The organism is Methanococcoides sp. NM1, from assembly GCF_900774285.1.
GTDB classification, from domain to species: domain Archaea; phylum Halobacteriota; class Methanosarcinia; order Methanosarcinales; family Methanosarcinaceae; genus Methanococcoides; species Methanococcoides vulcani.
Window position 1 is genome coordinate 185,586 of sequence record NZ_CAAGTW010000004.1, and the last position, 18,075, is coordinate 203,660.

An 18,075-nucleotide genomic window follows, 5' to 3' on the forward strand; every position below is an offset into this window, starting at 1 on the left:
TTAAGTAATCACTCGCCTGTCTCTTTTTCCCACCACATCTTCACAGAAGTATATGATCCATTCATGACCAGGGAATCATTATCCTTTTCAAGAACGGTTTCAAGGTAATCCCTAAGAACCGATTCCTGATGGTCTGTAGTGATATTGTAGTAGGATCTGAAATGTTCAACAGCCTCTTCAATAGACTGAAAACGGTTGAAATGATTAACCGGGAAGACCTGCATATGGGGGTAGATGCCCATCTGATAGAGCATATTGTAGATCACATCGCAGTTTGGGCTTGGGTGATAATCGCCCTCATGGAGGGAGGGCCAGAGTGCCTTATAATTGCTGTCCCACGAAGGTTCCCCGGCAAACCAGTATAAGTAGACGTATCTCGAGGAGACGTCCACCATCTTCAGGATCGATTCCCTGATGTCAGGCATACCTAAGGAATAAGAGGCTATGACCACATCATAAGGGCCGTCAAGGTCGGCTTCTATTTCAACATCTTCCCACCGCTTCTGAACACAGGTGACATTGTCGGCATCATACTCTGCGATATTGTCCTGCAGCACACCCATCATACCTTCAGAGGGTTCTACTGCAGTTACATGAGTTACCTGAGTGGATATCGGAATCGTAAGTGTTCCCGGCCCGGCACCAATATCCAGTATTCGAGAATCCGGTGTGAGCGGAAGTCCCTCAATGGTCTTCTGGTTTTGTTCTTTGTTATTCTGCACCGCCTTCCAGTATTGCGTCGCTCGTTCCTTATTATTCCATACTCGGGCACACTCGACGGCACACTTCGATTCAATGTTCTTTAGCATCTGGTTTTTCCAGACTTCATTCCAATCAATCGTATTTTCATCCATGTAATTCATCCGTTTATTCTACATCTCTCCGAAGCGCCGGCATCTGTCTTGACGTCCCGTCTTTCTCTTTGACTGCCACATCACGAGGCAATACCATATTAGTCCCATCCAGACTCCTGACTGTGCACATACCCTGGTAGATTTCATCGAGGACGGGCTCTGTGATCACATGGTAGGGAGGACCCTGACCAATGATCCCATTTTCATTCATAACCACCACGTCGTCGCAGAACCACGAGACATGATTCGGGTCGTGACTGCACGCCAGGATAGTAATTCCCTGATCAGCCACCTTGCGCAGTAGCTTCCAGATTTTTAACTGGTTGCTAAAATCAAGAGCAGAGGTAGGTTCGTCCAGGAACATCAGTTTTGTCTCCTGGGCTATTGCCCGTGCTATCAACACCATCTGGCGCTGTCCGCCTGACAACTGGTTGTAAGGTTGTTCTGCAAGATGGGAGATATCCAGCAGTTCAAGTGCGTCCAGTGCTTTTTCTTTATCAGCACGTTTGACGCCAAAAAAACCTCCAAGATGTGGTGTTCTTCCCATCAATACCACTTCCTTTACCAGATATGGAAAGGGGGGTTTATGCTCCTGAGGAACGTACGCCACTACTTTGGCCATATCCTCGATCCTGCACTCATTGATGTCCATACCATCCATGATCACGGAACCCTTATGGAACTTTAAAAAATTCATGCAGCATTTGAAAAGTGTGGTCTTTCCGCATCCGTTTGGACCAAATAACCCGCAGAGCTGTCCTTCTTCAACATTAAAAGAGATGTCTTTAAGGATCTGAGTAGATCCATAATTAAAATGGATATCTTTTACCTGTAACATGAGAATCACCCAAGTAACGAACGTCCTTTGTTTCTCAAAAGATAGCAAAGATATGGTGCACCCAGAATTGACGTGATGATCCCGACTGGAATCTCGGAAGTCGTGAGCGTACGTGCCAGTGTATCACAGACGATAAGATAGATCCCGCCAAGCATTGCCGCAGAAGGTATCACAAATCTGTGATCAGGTCCAAGGATCATTCGCGTTGCGTGGGGCATCATAAGACCAACCCATGCGATAATTCCAACAGTTGAAACTGCAACAGCTGTAACAAGTGTTGCAAGTGCGACCACGATAATCTTGGATTTTTCCGGGTTGATACCCAGTCCCCGGGCTTCTTCATCCCCCATTGAGAGAATATTCAGTTTCCAGCCATACATCCACAGTACCAGAAAAGACAGACCCACAATTGGTACGGTAATGACAACGTCATTCCAGGTGGCATAGTAGAACCCGCCCATCAACCAGAACACGATCTCACGTAATGAAGAATCATTAGCCGTATATTTTAGGAGGGAGACCATTGCTGAAAAAATAGAACCAATGATGACACCTCCAAGTATGAGAGTGATGATCGGGGTCTGACCTCGCGTTCTTGCCAGCGTATAGGCAGCCATAACGGCAAGTGAGGCAAAAACAAAGGCCGATATCTGGATAGAGTAAAAAATATGGGGATAAACAATCCCCAGTGCCGCCCCGAACGCCGCCCCGGAGGAAACACCGAGAATATAGGGCTCGACCAGTGGATTCCTGAAACATCCCTGGAAGACCGCACCAGATGTTGCAAGAGCAGCACCTACTATAATAGCTAACAGGACTCTTGGCAACCGTATGTTCCATATTATGGTATTATGTAGATTATTGATACTGGATGCATCCCGAAGGGGGCTGAGGTTAGCGATGATAGTTGCATATACATCTACAAAAGAGATATTATATGCACCAAGTACCATGGCGATGGCTGCTGCAAGGCCCAGCACCACAAAAAGGATGCAAAGGATTGCGAACTTTCTCATATCCGAGAAACCATCTACATCCTGATTGTTTATCCTTTCCTTAATCTGTTTTAAGGTTTCAAACATTATTGATACTCCATATTTGAGTTCACTGTTGGAGATTATTTATTTTCTTTTGGTAAAGGATAAAACCGCAAGAATTACTGGAATTGTGAACAATGCTCCAAAACCTGGTGTTTTTTCAGCAGGAGTTTCAATAGGGTTTTCAGCGGACTCTTTGTTCGATTCTCCTACTGTTTGTCTATTTGTGACCTCTGAGTTGGGTGCTGCTTTGGCAACCCCTAAAGTTTCAGCTGAATTTGATTCAGAAACTGACTCTGGTACCTCGACTTCGACTTCTTCCGTAACTACTTCCGGCTCTGCTTTATCCTCAACGATTATCTTCATTGCAGGGTAGAAAAGATAACCACCGTCCGTACCTTTACCTGCTTTTGATACCCTGAAGTACCAATCGTCTGTGAAGTAGACGGTATCGCTCATTTCAAGGGTTATCTCCTGATCGTTAGATAATGTGATCCCATCTACTGATGTTTCAGTACACTTCAAGGCCCCGAACTCATCGTTCACTTCAATGCTTGTAATATCATCTTTATCAACAAGCCATGTATACTTGAGAATTACAAAACAATCAGATGCACCTTTAAATGCCTCATCTACATAGGTTACAAAGTAGACAGCATCTTCCTTGCCGGCAAAATCATCTTTTGCGACAAATGTTCTTTCATCATCTGCACCATCTGTGCTCAGAATCTTAGAATCCAATTCAGCTCCATCCTTGTAAAGAGCTAACCATACCTTTCCTCCGTCAAGATCTAGCTGCTTAACCGTAAGACTGTAGCCTTTACCCAGATCCCAGGATTCACCTTCTTTCAAGGTCTTTTCGGAACCGCCACCCTGTTCTGTGATGAGCGTTGTCATTTTACTTGCATCATCATTAACAGCGATGTATTTTTTACCGAACAAAGGTATAATAGAATACGTAGAGACAGCAGTGGCATCAGTTTTTGCACTTAGTTTAAATTTTTTATTGTATGTATGCGTTCTATAGATGAGTTCATTTTCATCAATAACATTGTTATCAGGTGTTGCACCAATAGCAGGATTTTCAGGATCAACATTCTCATAGCAAAGTGATTCCGTATTAGAACCTGCATCATTCAATGCAAAATAAAGAGCACCCCAGTTCGAACCATCCCATTCTATTGAAGATACATTTCCACTGTCAAGAATAGTTCCACGTACTTCAACCGAGTCTGCAGAGCAGACACCGACAGCAAGAATAAGTGATATGAACACCAACATTGCGATATTTACCTTTTTAGCTAGTTTAATCTTAATAGATCATTCCTCCTTTTTTAATAAGTAGACATTCATTAATAGCGGTAAGTATTATTTTTATAAATAATCGTTATTTTTAGTGTTATTTATTTTCAAAAAATACATACAAAATATGTATTATATATATATTTGTATTAACACTGTGACGCTAGAAATTTGTGGAACAGGTATCCATGCAGCGAAATGAAAATAAATTCAGTAGTTCGCTAATTTCAGTTTAAACTCATATAAACGACATCATACGATACATTTATATGCGGTAAAATTCCCTCCGCATGCATTTCCAATCGCAAAAGAAAGCCTATACTACTCGATATTTCCATGCTTTGGTTTCATTTCTTCTTAAAAACGTCTGGTTAGCATTGCAAAGAAAACATTTTACAATTGTAAAAAGAGGGCTCCATACTATCGAAAGTGACTTGTTCAGATTTGATATATTCATCCATTTTGTTGCGGAATGGGTGAGACAGAAGCTAAAACCGATGTTAACAGTTGAATGTTGTAGATAAATGAGGATTAATATGGAAGGAGTCAAATATTAGTGAACTGCTGGAATTAGTTATGGGGGTTACTACAAAGCCGAATTTTGAAATGGGCTTACAATAAAATTTATCACCACTCTATTCTATTCTTAACAAGAGCATCATTACGAGGTTGAATGTCTTCCATGCCAAGGATCGAAACCTTTGAAAGGTACACATCTAGATATGAAAACTGGTTCGAGGAGAACAGACCTGTCTATGAATCAGAGCTTGGGGCACTGAGGGCTAATATGCCACCATATGCAAGAGGACTCGAGATCGGTGTTGGATCAGGCAGGTTTGCAGTTCCATTGGGCATTCTTTTTGGTGTGGACCCATCTCCCAGAATGGTAAATATCGCCCGCAACAGGGGTATCCAGACGGTCTATGGTGTGGCTGAACAACTACCTTTTGCAGATTCCAGTTTCGACCTTGCACTGATGGTCACAACTATCTGTTTTCTGAATGATATTAAATCTGCATTTAGAGAAGCGAAGAGGATCCTGAATCCTGGTGGTTCTTTTATTATAGGGTTTATAGATAAGAACAGCGCTGTTGGCAGATCATATCAGGAGAAAAAGAAGAAAAGTGTATTCTATGAAATTGCCACTTTCTATTCTGTGGAAGAGGTCGTGGAACTGCTTAAAAGTTCGGGTTTTGACGACTTTTATTTCACCCAGACCCTCTTCAGGGACCTGAAGGCTGTACAGTATTTGGAGCCTGTAATGTCAGGTCATGGAAAAGGATCTTTTGTGGTTATCAGAGCTGTAAAACAATAACTACTTTTTGAAATGGCCTGACTTAGAAGCCCTAGTACATTGAGCAGATTGCCCAGTCTCTTGATATTGATAAAAGTGATTTGTCTCCAATAATCGAGAGATTGGTTGGTGAGGGAGGACAATCGAGATCAAATCTGAAAATGGTAGGTATTACAGGGCAGCATACTTTTTAGAAAAGTTCTATGAAATTTTTTAGCTATCAGGCGATATGGCTAACAATATTGGGAGTTAAAAAAAAGAGTGGGTCTAGATATGGAACATTAAAAAGATGTTCGAAATGTAATTCGGAATTGAAAGTGAACAGTGAATGCATACAGTTTTGTACTGTTTGCAAATACTGGACAAAACAAGGTATTGCAAGGCTTGATTCGATACTAATTTTCACATGAGGTGGGACTGTGGAAAATATTAATCCACAATTATGTAATAAGTGCATTTTCTGTCAAATGTAAGCCACAGACACCTCTGCCGATATGAAATGTTTGTAATGTGGGTGTAGATTTGGAGTCTTTGGCTCTGTATGAATCCTACCAAAATCAACCACAGGAGAATCAAGATTATGTTATAACATGCAGTATAAACATGTTCATTAGAATTATTATTTGTTATTTTAGAGCCTTTCTACAAAGGCTAATATTCTAATATTTTCAAGTGTAGATAGAAGAGCATAAGAACTTGATTTGAATTGAGTTAACTAACTGCACGGTAATATTTTTCATTCTCCGCGGTTATCTCCACAATATTTTTTCCCTAAGCAACTCTTCGATAATAACTGCAAGATCTTTTGCATCGATTCCAAGTGAGCGCCCAAGCCTTCTTGAAAGGACTGGGCCATAGATAATTTTCGACTTCATGATGTTGATTCATTGGTGTTAGATGATTATTAATTTTCTTTTTTCCTTTTTTACATCTTTAGAATTTTACTAACTATTCTCTCAAAAGTCTTCTTTGCAGGTGAATCGCTCTCCTCAAAAGCCAGCGGTTTACCGCTATCGCTCCCTTCTCGAATGCTCTGCTCCAGCGGAATCTCTCCCAGAAACGGAACCCTTTCCTCCCTAGCTAAATCTTCGCCCCCTCCCTGACCAAAGATATACGCTTTTTCGCCACATTTTCGGCAAATAAAATAGGACATGTTTTCAATAACACCCAGTATTTTGAGGTTTGTCTTTTTTGCCATCCTCAGGGCTCTGCATGCAACTTTTGAGGAAACATCCTGAGGTGTTGTGACGATAATTATGCTCATATTGGGAAGGAGCATTCCCGAAGTGATCGCAACATCTCCCGTGCCTGGAGGTAGGTCGATTATCACATAGTCAAGGTCTCCCCACAAAGTTTGGGTCAAAATCTGTTTGATTGCTTTATGAATCATCGGACCCCGCCAGATAACCGGCTGATTTTCCTTGACGAAAAACCCCATTGACATTACTTTTATTCCATGTTTTTCAAGGGGCAGGATCTGATCCTCAGCAATTGCTTTAGGCTGTCCGGTGATGCCCAGCATTTTTGGGATGGTGAACCCATAGACATCAGCATCGAAAATACCCACCTTAAAACCCTTTCTGGCAATGGCTGCAGCTATATTTACCGCTACCGTGGATTTTCCAACTCCTCCTTTCCCACTGGCGACAGCGATAAACTTAGCAGATGATTTTATATGTATCTTAACTTCTTCTTTTGATGATGTATTATGCCTTTTCTTATTCTCTGGAATTCCCTCTGCCATTCCAATTCCCCCTTTAATCTCAATCTTATTTTCTTAAATAAATAAGTTTGTTAATAACATCAACCTAATAGATGGAGGCTTAGAGCCATTACTGCCATCCCTGAAAGTAAACCCGAAAGCATCAAATGCTCATCCCCATATTTTATGGCAATGGGTAATAGTTCATCAAAACATATGAAAACCATAATTCCACCAACAAAGGCAAGAATTATGCCCAGTAGGGTTGCAGTTAAGAATTGAAAGATCAATAAATAGCCAAAAGCTGCCCCAACAGGCTCAAATAGTCCAGATATGAAAGAGTAAGCAAAAGCTTTTTTCCGATCTTGGGTGGCGTAATAGATAGGCACTGAAACTGTGATCCCTTCTGGGATATTATGGATTGCTATGGCAACAGCTAGTGACATGCCAAGGTATGGAGAACTCAAGGATGTTGCCATTACTGCCATACCTTCTGGAAAATTGTGCATAGCAATCCCGATTGCTGTAAATATACCTGCTTTTTGGAGTCTCTTCTGACGGCTGTCAGGTAAAGTATCTAAATGGACATGGCTGTCAGGTAAAGTATCTAAATGAACATGCTGAATTGTACGATCCAAGAAATAGATCACAACCATTCCAAGGAAAAAGGCGGTATTTGCCACGAGAAACCCCACATTTTCTATGGAAGTTGATAAAAGTTCTACAAATGAGATATATAACATGGCACCTGCTGCAAATCCAAGTAGGATAGATAAGTACGTCATTTTTGGTTTTGGAATAAAGAAGGCTATCAGACTTCCTATACCTGTTGAAAGTCCTGCAAATGTTGTAAGGATAAAAGCAGCAGTTACAGTTTCCATGTTGTTTCACCTTATAATGCAATTATGTTGTGTGCTCGGCTGCCAATACCTTTTACCAACGAAAATTGTGTAGGCACTGCAGACATGACAAAAATCATGGCCTGAGACTACATTAAACAATACGAGAACCATGCCCTGCCACCGATAAAAATTATCTTTTGAACCATTGCATAAACTCCGATGATGCAGCAGGTGATATTGGTAAGTATCCCAGCAATGGTGGCATTTCTTACAAATTCGTACTGTAATAGCTCCATCATGCAAAAACCCTTCAATGCTTTTTCAAAACCCTGTGTGGAATGCCGTGAGCAATCAACTCTATCGGGTATTGATAAGCAGCTTTCAAATCCTCTGGAAGTAATTCTTTTGAGTTGTGGTAATACAACTTACGGTTTAAACAGGCAATCTTATCAACATGGACAGAAACGGCACTGATATCATGTGATACTATAATAATGGCCATTTTTTCTTTGAGTTTTTCTAACAATTCATAGAATTCTTCTTGCCTTATAATATCTACACCTGCTGCAGGTTCATCCAGCAGAAGTAATTTAGGGTCAGCTGCCAGCGCCCTGGCTATGAAAACCCTCTGCCGCTGTCCACCTGATAAAGTCCCAATCTGCCGATCCTTATAATCGAACATGTCCACTATCTTAAGAGCATCAAGAGCCTTTTCTTTGTCGTCCTCGCCATATCTTTTTAGCAATCCGATGTGACTTAAGCGACCCATCAACACAACTTCCAAAACACTTATCGGAAAATTCAGGTCGATAAGGCTGTATTGAGGAACATATCCAATAAACTTCCTTGCTTTTTGAGGAGTTTCTCCGAAAACTGAAACAGTCCCTCTGCTAGGCTTTATCAATCCTAAAATAACCTTAAGTAGAGTACTTTTCCCTCCTCCATTAGGTCCTATGATAGCAAGAAAATCGTGCTCTTTTACAACAAGATTTACCTCTTCAAGTATTGGTATGTCATTATAATGGAACCAAATGTCCTTAAGAACGATAGCTTCATCACTCATATTCATATCAAAGTTGAACAAATTTGTTTGAAACTTGAATTAGATCATTATATCTTCTGTCAGAAGCTCTATCGGTGCAACATAACTTCCAATCTCTTTTGCTATATCTCTGCACTTTTATGATTGAATCAAGACAGACAAAATAACCTGATGTTCTTTTCTTTAGCAGCTCCAATCAACAGACTACAATATGTATACCTATCATGTATCCCCTTAAGCATCCTCCGATCTTTGACCGAAAAATAGATTGGATAAACCAATCTATTATTTAGCTTCTTCAGATAGTTCTTTCAACCTTTCCTTCACATCTTTTAGCTCGTCTTCCAAGGATTCGAGCATTTCTTTAATATGAGCAATTTCCTCTTCCCTAGAAGGCTCTGTATAAGGAACTTCATAAGGAACTTCGTAAGGAATGTATGGTTCAGGCATATGGTAGGGTACTGGCATATGGTAGGGTACTGGATGTGGATACCATCTGCACCAAAAACCTCTGCCACGCCCCATTCCTCGCCCTCTACCTCTACCCATTCCAAAGTAAGCAGGCGTAGTCGGAACAGTAGTTGGTTTCAGTGCACCTTTTTTATACTGTTCGATTGCGTCTTTAACCGAACCACTGGTGCCTGTTACCACTTTTATGCCAGCATTGGAGAGGATTGGTAATGCATTGGGACCAATGTCTCCTGTTAGCAATACATCAATGCCTTTGTTCACTATAGCCTGTGCCGCCTGAATCCCCGCACCACCTGGCGCCGAGGCACTCGGGTTTTCAAGCGCTTCGAATTCCATTGTCTCAGAATCGACAATAATAAAATATCGGCATCTCCCAAAGAATTGATCCACAGAAGCGTCTAAACTCCTGTCTGTAGCTGTTACACATATTTTCACTGATTTTCCCCCAATATATTGTTAAAATGCTTTGTACAGGTTAAATTGACAAACCTTAGCATCAAATATTTATTATCATTTTTCTTCGGTTTTAAGTTTTTCTAGATATTATTTAATTTCTTCAATCTGACCTTCTAAAGTTTTTTACCTCTTCTAACATCCGTCGCTCTTCTGCCACTGTCATCCGGGAATTAAAACCGTGCCATGGACTATACCTAAATCGCATCATTCTGGAAGACCCGTTGCCCGATACCACCATCTATATCCACGTCCCTATCCGTATGCTATATTTTATCACTCCCTTTATTCTACCCAAAGAGAGACGCTGTCGTTTGCTTTTCAAGCCGTTGGCTAAATATTGGTATTTGAAATGTAGCCCCCTGTTAGTTCTCCCCTTGGTATTCAACAAGACTGTAAAATATTGTAGATTAATTTGAAATCGCGTGTTTCCCTTTACAGCCCCATATATAATGTAGATGGCTTTATTATAAGAAGTTTCTGTTACGTTAGAATATCATATATATTTTCAAAAATATTCGGTTCCAACGATATAAATAATGATTTTTGTTTTTTAAACTCTATAAAAACCTACTATTGACTCTCTTTTTTCTATTAAATTTCGATTCAAATAAAACGATAGCAATAGAAAAGACCACTTTTGATCAAATGTCTGTGGAAAGTATCATATAATGCAACGATACCAAATAACATGTTTCATCTAAATCCATTCATAATCTCTACTATTAGTTGATTATTCCAGGATGCTTAGGCACATGTTTGCAATCCAAGTAAAAAATATTAAAAAGACATTTGAAAATATCATTGCTGTTGATAATGTCAATTTTAATGTTGAAAAAGGAGAAATTTTCGGTTTTTTAGGACCTAACGGAGCTGGAAAAACCACTGCCATACGGCTACTTACAGGAATCTTGATGCCAGATTTTGGCAATGTGTTTATTGAGGGGATTGATCTGGTAAAGAATCCGATCAAGGCAAAGATGATGATGGGTGTGATACCTGAAATTGGAAATGTCTATGCGGATTTAACGGCTAAACAGAATCTGTATCTGGCAGGTAAGTACTATGGCTTGTCAAAAAATACACTTGAGAAAAAGTCTGAGGAACTTCTTTCAACTCTTGGACTTTATGAGAGAAGAAACGATCCTGTTAGAACCTTTTCAAAAGGGATGAAACAACGAGTTAGCATCGCATGTGCAATAATTCATGATCCACATATACTTATCTTGGATGAACCTACAGAAGGATTAGATGTTCAAAGTCGAAGACTGGTAATTGAAACGATAAAACATATGAATGGAAAAGGGAGCACTATCTTTCTAACAACCCATAATATTGAAGAAGCAAATAAATTATGTCAGAGGGTCTGTATCATCAATAAAGGAAAGATTGTAGCCATAGATAAACCTGAGATATTAAAAAGTACCTTTGAAAAGACCCAATCCATAGAGATATCCTTTGACCAAAAAATAAATAGAAATTTGTTCGTGTCCGATTTCATATCTAAGATCGATCTTTATGGGGATAAATGGCGATTATACACAAATGATCTAGATAAAACAATCAAACATGTTGTAACTTTGGCGCAAAAGAATGACTTAAAAATAATCTCTATGAAGACATATGGACCGAGTCTTGAAGAAGTGTTTGTCAGACTTACTGAGGTGGATAGATGAATTATTCTGTTTTTATACGAGGTGTCGTAGTCACCACTGAAAAAAACATCAAAATATATTATAATAAAGCTCCAGTAATAATATATGGTTTATTGTTACCTCTTTTTCTATTCTTTGCTTTTTATATAGGGAGAAAAATCGACATGTCTATCTTCTTCCCTGGATTTCTTGCTATGGCTTTGTTTTTTACTGCTTCATCCGTAGGGCCGCTGATCACCCCATGGGAAAAGCAAGCAGGAACTTATGAAAGGTTATTATCTTAGCCAGTAACCATCAATACTATAATTTTGGGAGATGTTGTTGCAGGCTCAATCTTTGGATTGATTATTACCTCCATAGCTATAGTAGTCAGCGCTATTTTCCTGAATATTGTGATTACCAGTATTACATTATTATTGATTGCTATAATTTTAGGATCTCTGTGTTTTGCATCATTAGGTGTTCTTTTGGCATCTCCATCTACTCATTCGCCTTCTCACATAATGATGTTTTCTAGTTTGGTGCGTTTTCCATTAATTTTTATTAGTGGTATTTTCATTCCTCTACCTGAGCTATCAGGATCCGGAAAGGTTTTATCATACATTTCTCCCCTTACATATCTTGTAGATATATTTCATGCAAGCTTAAATGGAACATCGTTTTTCCCCTTGACAATTGATTTACTAGTTTTAATCGTCTTTACTTGTAGTTTCTTGTTTATAGCAAGCTTATTCCACAAAAGGAATATGAGAAAGGGATTATGATAAAAGAGATTCACCAAACAACGATCTCCAAAAAGTTACCATGCCTATCATAACACAAAAATTAATCCATTACGTCTTGATTCTCATTTGAAATGGGAATTCTACAGAACCTTCTTTTGTCATTCTTATTAGTTTCTCACAATTCCAGACTAAGACCTGCCCCAATCTCTAAAAACGCATCTGGAAACTTCCTGGCAATCTCTTTTTTATGAGCAGTGCAGTGACCTGCCCCAATCAGGTTCAACCCTTTGAGCAGATCGTACTCCGTGCTTCCATGCAACCCTCCGATTATACCCACTACTGTACCAAATTTTGATGCCGTGCCCATGATTTCAGTGAGTCCCGGGTGAGAACATCCGGTAATGACGTATAAACCGCTGCCTGAATCCACAATGAGGGACTGTTCCCTCACACCGCTGCCGAGTTCACCTGTGGTATAGATATTGCGGCAAATTTCCTGTGCCTCAGAAACCTCAATCAACCTTGCTTGTGAAGCTATTTCGTTTTTCAGACGTTTCGAGAACGAGACAGGTACATAGACCTCAATTTCTGGATTTGTATTCAACAAAGCAAAGAGTCCCCCGGTGTGGTCTCCATGCTCATGAGATAATATTACTTTTGTAATCTCCTGTGAAGAGATGTCGAGCACTCTCAGATTATGAAGCAGTGCTCTGCCATCTCCACCAGTATCGAAAAGGATATTCTCTTCTTCTGTCTTGATATAGCAGGAAAATCCCCAACCTCTGATGAGGCCCTCTTCTGCTTCGTTATCATAAACTATTGTCAATTTCAGCTTTTCCACTCCCTATTGGATCTGTTTTTAAGATAATAATCGGGATATAGTGCGAACAATGGATTATGTGCAAGCAATTCCATCTTTAGCCGCTATAGTTGTCACAGGTGCATCCGAGTGTTGAGTAAAAAGGGCATCATGACCAATACACAATCCAAGTATGATATAAGTCGGTCCTTTATTTCCTCATTTGAACATATCATGTAAGCTTTTCCCTGACATTTTCCCAGATATTTTTGACCTTGTTCGAAAACTCACCATCAGAATATTCTATAACAGTCATCTCTTGAATCATAGCTTTGGTTGGTGCATCGTCATAAGGCAGTTTACCCACAACCTCAATTCCACGGTCTTTGCAATACTCCTCGATAATAAGAGAGTTCTTCTCGTTTATATCGTATTTATTTATACAAACCACAGCCGGAATATTGAAATGATCTGCCACATCCAGTATTCGTTCAAGATCATGAATGCCAGATACACTCGGTTCAGTAACGACCAGAACCATATCGACACCAGCAATAGAAGCAATTACAGAGCACCCGGTTCCTGGAGGGCCATCTATGATAATCAGATCTCTATCATATTTTTCTGCAAGCTTTCTGGCATTGTCCCTAACAACTGCGACCAACAGGCCACTTGCCTCCTCTGCAATACCAAGCCTTGCATGTGCCATTGGCCCGAATCTTGTTTCGGAATTATAGGCATCTCCTGCTTTTCTCTCGATCATACTGATTGCTCTTTCCGGACAGACATATGCACAGACACCACAACCCTCGCATCCGTAAATATCAATCCTGATATCATTGGTTATTGCATCGAACCTGCAGGCATCCTTGCAAATGCCGCATTTGATGCAGAGTGTTTCATCAATAGACGCGACTTTTAATCCGCTAAAATCGATGGTCTCAATTATTTCAGGCTGCAAAATAAGATGCATGTCTGCAGCATCCACATCACAGTCAGCAATCACAGCATTTTCTGCAAGCGAGACTAATGCCGCTGCAATAGTCGTTTTGCCGGTGCCACCTTTTCCACTTATTACCGTAAGCTCTTTCATATCCCTGCCTCTATGAGTTAAATCTGTGCCTGTATCTTATCTAATAGCTGTACAAATTTTACCTTCCACTCTGGCATCCTGTTAACAAAAGGGATTCCTTCAGAATACAACCGCGCAATCTTTCGATCATGTGGTATCTTCATAAGAACAGGAATTCCCTCCGTATCGCAGTAGTTCTCCACCCTATCATCACCGATGTCGCAGCGATTGATTATTATGCCAAAGGGAATTTCCAGTTTCCTTAAAACATCAATAGCAAGCAGCAGATCGTGGAATCCAAAAGGCGTTGATTCGGTAACAAGAATGCAGTAATCCGCACCTTGGACAGAGCTAATAACCGGACACGCTGTGCCAGGCGGCGCATCGAATATTGCAGTTTTGCTTTCATCGACATGTTTCTTCAAAGCTTTGATAACAGGAGATGCCATCGCTTCTCCGATATTTAACACTCCGCGATAGAACTCTATGTTCCCACCTTTGGATTTTTCAATTACTCCTATGCTTCTGTTCTCATAAACGATTGCGTCTTTTGGACAGACCATGGCACATCCACCACATCCATGACAGAGTGCAGGGAATACAAGTACATCTTCTGGCAGTACAGCGATTGCATTGAACTGGCAAAACTCAGAGCACTTGCCGCAGAAATCACATTTGGTCTTGTCCACGACAGGTGTTAAAATATTTATATCTTCAACCTTCTCAAGATTAAATCCCAAAAATAAATGACAGTTAGGCTCCTCCACATCACAATCAAACAGCTGCACATTTTCAATTGAAAGGACAAAATTAACAGCTACCGTTGTTTTCCCTGTCCCACCTTTCCCGCTTGCGATTGCAATTTTCATATACTTAACCCTCAATTTTTTTTGGTTGATTTACTCTGTAGGTGATGTGAGTGTACTCAACTCTGAAATCTTCCCCACAACCTTTTCAACATCTTCCACTGCCTCCGGCATTTGGAGCATCTTCACAAAACTATCGCGAAGCGTGTGGAATGGTCCCTCGCCAATTTCGCCCACGATTACGACATTGACACCCCGACTTTTCAGAAACTCTGCAGTCTTCACACCCCTTTTCCTATCCAAACCAGCAGCAGGGCTCTCGCTGACATCCCAGCTTTTTATTTTATCACCTTCAAGCTCTATAATGATATAATACGGTGCTTTGCCAAAATGCTGAACAACGAAATCTTCTAAACCATTTTGTCCCACTATAGGAGTAACTATTTTTATCAAATAACAGATTTAATTAATTGAAATTTTGTAGACATTGGTATTTTTTTATCTGCGACTACCCATTCCTCGGCCTCTGCCACGCCCCATTCCTCCACCTCTGCCACCAGCATAGGCAGGTTCAGTTGGGCCAGTGGTTGCTTGCAATTCACCTTTATTGTACTGTTCGATTGCATTTGCAACCGAACCACTGGCTCCTGTTACCACTTTGATACCAGCAGCAGAGAGGATTGGTAATGCATTGGGACCAATTTCTCCTGTTATCAATATATCAATGCCTTTGTTCACTATAGCCTGTGCCGCCTGTACTCCTGCACCACCTGGTGCTGAAATACTTGGATTCTTAAGAGCTTCGAATTCCATTGTCTCAGAATCAACGATGACAAAATACTGACATCTTCCAAAACGCGGGTCAACGACAGCATCTAAACTGCCAGCCGTAGCTGTTACACATATTTTCACTTATTTACCCCCAATGTATTATTCAAGTAGTTTTTGTTATAGTTTTTGATTGCCACCTACCATTGTATTGAATTTTGGTTGTCATTTATAGAGGAATTCTACAGAGCTGAAGTCTCCTAACAATATAATGGGAAAATATTTAATTGGAACATTTATCTATTCTAATTGGGATACGAGATGGAAAAGATAAGAAAAAGGGACGGTAGAATCGTAGCCTTTGACTCTGCAAAGATTACTTTAGCAATACAGAAGGCCATTTTGGCGGTGAGGGAAAAGAACGGCGACCTGGCCAGGAAAATATCCCGGCAGGTGGTGGAGGTTCTTGAAGATAAGTTCAAAGACCGGGTTCTTGGTGTAGAAGATGTACAGGATATAGTTGAGGAGATTTTAATCAGGAATGGATACGCCAAGGTGGCCAAAGCCTACATTCTGTATCGCCAGAAAAGGACAGAGGTGAGGGAAGCAAAGAAGCTTTTGGGAGTGGAAAAAGATGAGCTCAAGCTTAGTGTCAATGCCATTAGGGTACTGGAGAGAAGATATCTACTGAAGGACGAGGAAGCCAACATCATAGAGACCCCTGCCGGGATGTTCAAGAGAATGGCCAAGGCTGTAGCCTCAGTTGATAAAAGATACGGAGGGGACGTGAAAAAGACAGAAGAGGAGTTCTACAGGATGATGGCAGGTCTGGAGTTCCTGCCCAACACTCCAACCCTGATGAACGCTGGTACGGACCTGGGGCAGTTGAGTGCGTGTTTCGTGTTGCCTGTGGAGGATTCCTTGAAGAGCATCTTTGGGGCTTTGACTAACATGAGCCTAATACACCAGTCGGGGGGTGGAACGGGCTTTTCTTTTTCGAGATTAAGGCCCCGGGGGGACATAGTAAGGTCTACCAAGGGCGTGGCCTCGGGGCCGGTGTCCTTTATGAGAATCTTTGACTAGGCTACTGAAGTGATAAAGCAGGGTGGGAAGAGGAGGGGGGCTAACATGGGAATCCTGAGGGTTGACCATCCGGACATAATCGAATTCATAATCTCTAAGGAAAAGGAGGGTTTCTTGGACAACTTCAATATCTCCGTGGGCATTACAGACGAATTCATGAAAGCGGTTGAAGAGGACGGGGAATATAATCTCATAAACCCTAGGACGGGAAAATCCACAGGAAAGCTGAGGGCTAGGGATGTTTTTGACTTGATAGTAACCATGGCCTGGCGTACTGGGGATCCGGGGATGGTCTTTTTGGATGAGATTAATCGAAAACATCCCACCCCTCATGTTGGTATCATTGAAAGCACCAATCCATGCGGTGAGGTACCCCTCCTTCCATACGAATCCTGCAACCTCGGGTCTATCAATCTGTCCAAGATGGTAAGGGACGGTGAGATTGACTGGGAGAAGCTAAGGGAGACCACGAGGTTGTGTGTGCATTTTCTGGACAACGTGATTGATGCCAATAGGTATCCCTTGAAAGAGATTGACAGGATCGCAAAAAATAACCGTAAGATTGGCCTGGGTGTGATGGGGTTTGCTGAGATGTTCGCCATACTTGCAATACCCTACGATTCGGAGGAAGCCATAAACACCGCCGAAAAAATTATGAAGTTCATCAGGGACGAATCGGTGAAGAAATCAGTGGAACTTGGTGCGAAGAGGGGATCCTTTCCGAACTTCAAGAGTAGCATGTGGGAGAATGATTACAAGGCCATGAGAAATGCCACTGTAAATACCGTAGCTCCCACTGGGACCATAAGCATAATTGCCAATACGAGTTCCGGTATAGAACCCATCTTTGCCCTATCCTTTGTAAGAAATATCATGGGGACGCAGTTGCTGGAAGTAAACCCGGTGTTCGAGAAAATCGCAAAGGAGAGGGGATTCTACAGCACCGACCTCCTGATAGAGATATCCAAAACAGGGTCTATTAAGAACATCCCGAAGATACCCGAGGATATTAAGCGTGTATTTGTCACATCTTTGGACATTGCCCCGGAATGGCATGTCAGGATGCAGGCGGCTTTCCAGAAGTATGTGGACAATGCTGTTGCCAAAACAGTTAATCTGCCAGCCAACGCCACCCTAGAAGACGTCAGAAAAATCTATATGATGGCATATCAGCTGAAGTGCAAGGGAATCACGGTCTACCGCTACGGGAGCAAGACCAAGCAGGTTTTAGTGATAGGTGGTTTAAGAAAAGATAAGGAGGAGGGAATTGTGGCGGATTCAGAATTCTCTGGAGATTGTATTACCGGGGAGTGTCCCCTCTGAGGTGTTTAA

Annotated in this window: 18 protein-coding genes and 2 pseudogenes; 5 read left to right on the forward strand and 15 right to left on the reverse strand. The window is 41.2% G+C overall.

The window, feature by feature from the left end; genetic code table 11:
* Nucleotides 1-8 precede the first annotated feature (8 nt).
* From E7X56_RS05615 to E7X56_RS05630, 4 genes are read right to left on the reverse strand one after another with little or no spacing between them, the layout of a single operon-like run.
* On the reverse strand, nucleotides 9-854 hold the full coding sequence (locus tag E7X56_RS05615) for a class I SAM-dependent methyltransferase (RefSeq protein WP_135605662.1): 846 nt from the start codon (nucleotides 852-854) through the stop codon (nucleotides 9-11).
* 13 nt (nucleotides 855-867) lie between these two features.
* Nucleotides 868-1,692 carry an ABC transporter ATP-binding protein gene (locus E7X56_RS05620; RefSeq protein WP_135605664.1) on the reverse strand — a complete coding sequence of 275 codons (825 nt, stop codon included), beginning with the start codon at nucleotides 1,690-1,692 and terminating at the stop codon, nucleotides 868-870.
* A gap of 5 nt (nucleotides 1,693-1,697) precedes the next feature.
* Nucleotides 1,698-2,774 carry an iron ABC transporter permease gene (locus E7X56_RS05625; protein ID WP_135605667.1) on the reverse strand — a complete coding sequence of 359 codons (1,077 nt, stop codon included), beginning with the start codon at nucleotides 2,772-2,774 and terminating at the stop codon, nucleotides 1,698-1,700.
* 39 nt (nucleotides 2,775-2,813) lie between these two features.
* Complete coding sequence (locus tag E7X56_RS05630; RefSeq protein WP_135605669.1) at nucleotides 2,814-4,010, reverse strand: S-layer protein domain-containing protein; 1,197 nt, start codon at nucleotides 4,008-4,010, stop codon at nucleotides 2,814-2,816.
* Nucleotides 4,011-4,357: 347 nt separating this feature from the next.
* Between E7X56_RS05630 and E7X56_RS12090 the strand changes: the two are divergent.
* Together E7X56_RS12090 and E7X56_RS05635 are read left to right on the forward strand one after the other, a co-directional pair.
* Nucleotides 4,358-4,555 (forward strand): annotated as a pseudogene (locus tag E7X56_RS12090) (ISH3 family transposase); the annotation flags it as partial.
* A 149-nt stretch (nucleotides 4,556-4,704) separates the two neighbouring features.
* On the forward strand, nucleotides 4,705-5,346 hold the full coding sequence (locus tag E7X56_RS05635; protein ID WP_244603418.1) for a class I SAM-dependent methyltransferase: 642 nt from the start codon (nucleotides 4,705-4,707) through the stop codon (nucleotides 5,344-5,346).
* Nucleotides 5,347-6,074: 728 nt separating this feature from the next.
* Here the strand turns inward: E7X56_RS05635 and E7X56_RS12180 are convergent.
* From E7X56_RS12180 to E7X56_RS05660, 5 genes are all read right to left on the reverse strand, one after another.
* Nucleotides 6,075-6,200, reverse strand: coding sequence for a hypothetical protein (locus E7X56_RS12180; protein WP_256360047.1), 126 nt, complete (start codon nucleotides 6,198-6,200; stop codon nucleotides 6,075-6,077).
* A 50-nt stretch (nucleotides 6,201-6,250) separates the two neighbouring features.
* Nucleotides 6,251-7,069 (reverse strand): Mrp/NBP35 family ATP-binding protein, encoded by an 819-nt coding sequence (locus E7X56_RS05640; RefSeq protein ID WP_135605671.1) that lies wholly within the window; start codon nucleotides 7,067-7,069, stop codon nucleotides 6,251-6,253.
* 59 nt (nucleotides 7,070-7,128) lie between these two features.
* Entirely contained in the window at nucleotides 7,129-7,908 is a 780-nt protein-coding gene (gene zupT / locus E7X56_RS05645) for a zinc transporter ZupT (protein ID WP_135605673.1), read from the reverse strand.
* A 271-nt stretch (nucleotides 7,909-8,179) separates the two neighbouring features.
* Entirely contained in the window at nucleotides 8,180-8,938 is a 759-nt protein-coding gene (locus E7X56_RS05655; protein WP_135605773.1) for a metal ABC transporter ATP-binding protein, read from the reverse strand.
* Nucleotides 8,939-9,196: 258 nt separating this feature from the next.
* The gene (locus tag E7X56_RS05660; protein WP_135605677.1) at nucleotides 9,197-9,817 is read right to left on the reverse strand and encodes a NifB/NifX family molybdenum-iron cluster-binding protein; all 621 of its coding nucleotides are present in this window, start codon (nucleotides 9,815-9,817) and stop codon (nucleotides 9,197-9,199) included.
* A gap of 761 nt (nucleotides 9,818-10,578) precedes the next feature.
* On the opposite strand from E7X56_RS05660, the gene E7X56_RS05665 reads away from it, so the two are divergent.
* Together E7X56_RS05665 and E7X56_RS12315 are read left to right on the forward strand one after the other, a co-directional pair.
* The gene (locus tag E7X56_RS05665) at nucleotides 10,579-11,511 is read left to right on the forward strand and encodes an ATP-binding cassette domain-containing protein (RefSeq protein WP_244603419.1); all 933 of its coding nucleotides are present in this window, start codon (nucleotides 10,579-10,581) and stop codon (nucleotides 11,509-11,511) included.
* Nucleotides 11,512-11,798: 287 nt separating this feature from the next.
* Nucleotides 11,799-12,254, forward strand: coding sequence for an ABC transporter permease (locus tag E7X56_RS12315; protein WP_210409163.1), 456 nt, complete (start codon nucleotides 11,799-11,801; stop codon nucleotides 12,252-12,254).
* Between the two features lie 136 nt (nucleotides 12,255-12,390).
* Here the strand turns inward: E7X56_RS12315 and E7X56_RS05675 are convergent, their stop codons facing one another.
* Genes E7X56_RS05675 through E7X56_RS05700 form a run of 6 tightly spaced genes read right to left on the reverse strand, consistent with a single transcriptional unit; the run spans nucleotide 12,391 to nucleotide 15,804 of the window.
* Nucleotides 12,391-13,056, reverse strand: a complete 666-nt coding sequence (locus E7X56_RS05675) for an MBL fold metallo-hydrolase (protein ID WP_371413351.1) — start codon at nucleotides 13,054-13,056, stop codon at nucleotides 12,391-12,393.
* A gap of 54 nt (nucleotides 13,057-13,110) precedes the next feature.
* Nucleotides 13,111-13,212, reverse strand: a complete 102-nt coding sequence (locus E7X56_RS12320) for a DUF1847 domain-containing protein (protein ID WP_371413356.1) — start codon at nucleotides 13,210-13,212, stop codon at nucleotides 13,111-13,113.
* Nucleotides 13,213-13,246: 34 nt separating this feature from the next.
* A complete protein-coding gene (locus E7X56_RS05685; RefSeq protein ID WP_091688606.1) occupies nucleotides 13,247-14,107 on the reverse strand; it encodes an ATP-binding protein in 861 nt (286 codons plus the stop codon).
* 17 nt (nucleotides 14,108-14,124) lie between these two features.
* The gene (locus E7X56_RS05690) at nucleotides 14,125-14,955 is read right to left on the reverse strand and encodes an ATP-binding protein (protein ID WP_135605679.1); all 831 of its coding nucleotides are present in this window, start codon (nucleotides 14,953-14,955) and stop codon (nucleotides 14,125-14,127) included.
* Between the two features lie 30 nt (nucleotides 14,956-14,985).
* On the reverse strand, nucleotides 14,986-15,345 hold the full coding sequence (locus E7X56_RS05695; RefSeq protein ID WP_244603420.1) for a NifB/NifX family molybdenum-iron cluster-binding protein: 360 nt from the start codon (nucleotides 15,343-15,345) through the stop codon (nucleotides 14,986-14,988).
* A 45-nt stretch (nucleotides 15,346-15,390) separates the two neighbouring features.
* Nucleotides 15,391-15,804, reverse strand: coding sequence for a NifB/NifX family molybdenum-iron cluster-binding protein (locus E7X56_RS05700; RefSeq protein WP_135605683.1), 414 nt, complete (start codon nucleotides 15,802-15,804; stop codon nucleotides 15,391-15,393).
* 177 nt (nucleotides 15,805-15,981) lie between these two features.
* Between E7X56_RS05700 and E7X56_RS05705 the strand changes: the two are divergent.
* A pseudogene (locus E7X56_RS05705) lies at nucleotides 15,982-18,066 on the forward strand (vitamin B12-dependent ribonucleotide reductase).
* The last annotated feature ends 9 nt before the right edge of the window (nucleotides 18,067-18,075 follow it).

Coding starts and splice junctions, on each gene's coding strand:
- E7X56_RS05615 (WP_135605662.1), bottom strand. CDS start 854: ATGGATGAAAATACGATTGATTGGAATGAAGTCTGGAAAAACCAGATG.
- E7X56_RS05620 (WP_135605664.1), bottom strand. CDS start 1,692: ATGTTACAGGTAAAAGATATCCATTTTAATTATGGATCTACTCAGATC.
- E7X56_RS05625 (WP_135605667.1), bottom strand. CDS start 2,774: ATGTTTGAAACCTTAAAACAGATTAAGGAAAGGATAAACAATCAGGAT.
- E7X56_RS05630 (WP_135605669.1), bottom strand. CDS start 4,010: ATGTTGGTGTTCATATCACTTATTCTTGCTGTCGGTGTCTGCTCTGCA.
- E7X56_RS05635 (WP_244603418.1), top strand. CDS start 4,705: ATGTCTTCCATGCCAAGGATCGAAACCTTTGAAAGGTACACATCTAGA.
- E7X56_RS12180 (WP_256360047.1), bottom strand. CDS start 6,200: ATGAAGTCGAAAATTATCTATGGCCCAGTCCTTTCAAGAAGGCTTGGG.
- E7X56_RS05640 (WP_135605671.1), bottom strand. CDS start 7,069: ATGGCAGAGGGAATTCCAGAGAATAAGAAAAGGCATAATACATCATCA.
- zupT (WP_135605673.1), bottom strand. CDS start 7,908: ATGGAAACTGTAACTGCTGCTTTTATCCTTACAACATTTGCAGGACTT.
- E7X56_RS05655 (WP_135605773.1), bottom strand. CDS start 8,938: ATGAATATGAGTGATGAAGCTATCGTTCTTAAGGACATTTGGTTCCAT.
- E7X56_RS05665 (WP_244603419.1), top strand. CDS start 10,579: ATGCTTAGGCACATGTTTGCAATCCAAGTAAAAAATATTAAAAAGACA.
- E7X56_RS05685 (WP_091688606.1), bottom strand. CDS start 14,107: ATGAAAGAGCTTACGGTAATAAGTGGAAAAGGTGGCACCGGCAAAACG.
- E7X56_RS05690 (WP_135605679.1), bottom strand. CDS start 14,955: ATGAAAATTGCAATCGCAAGCGGGAAAGGTGGGACAGGGAAAACAACG.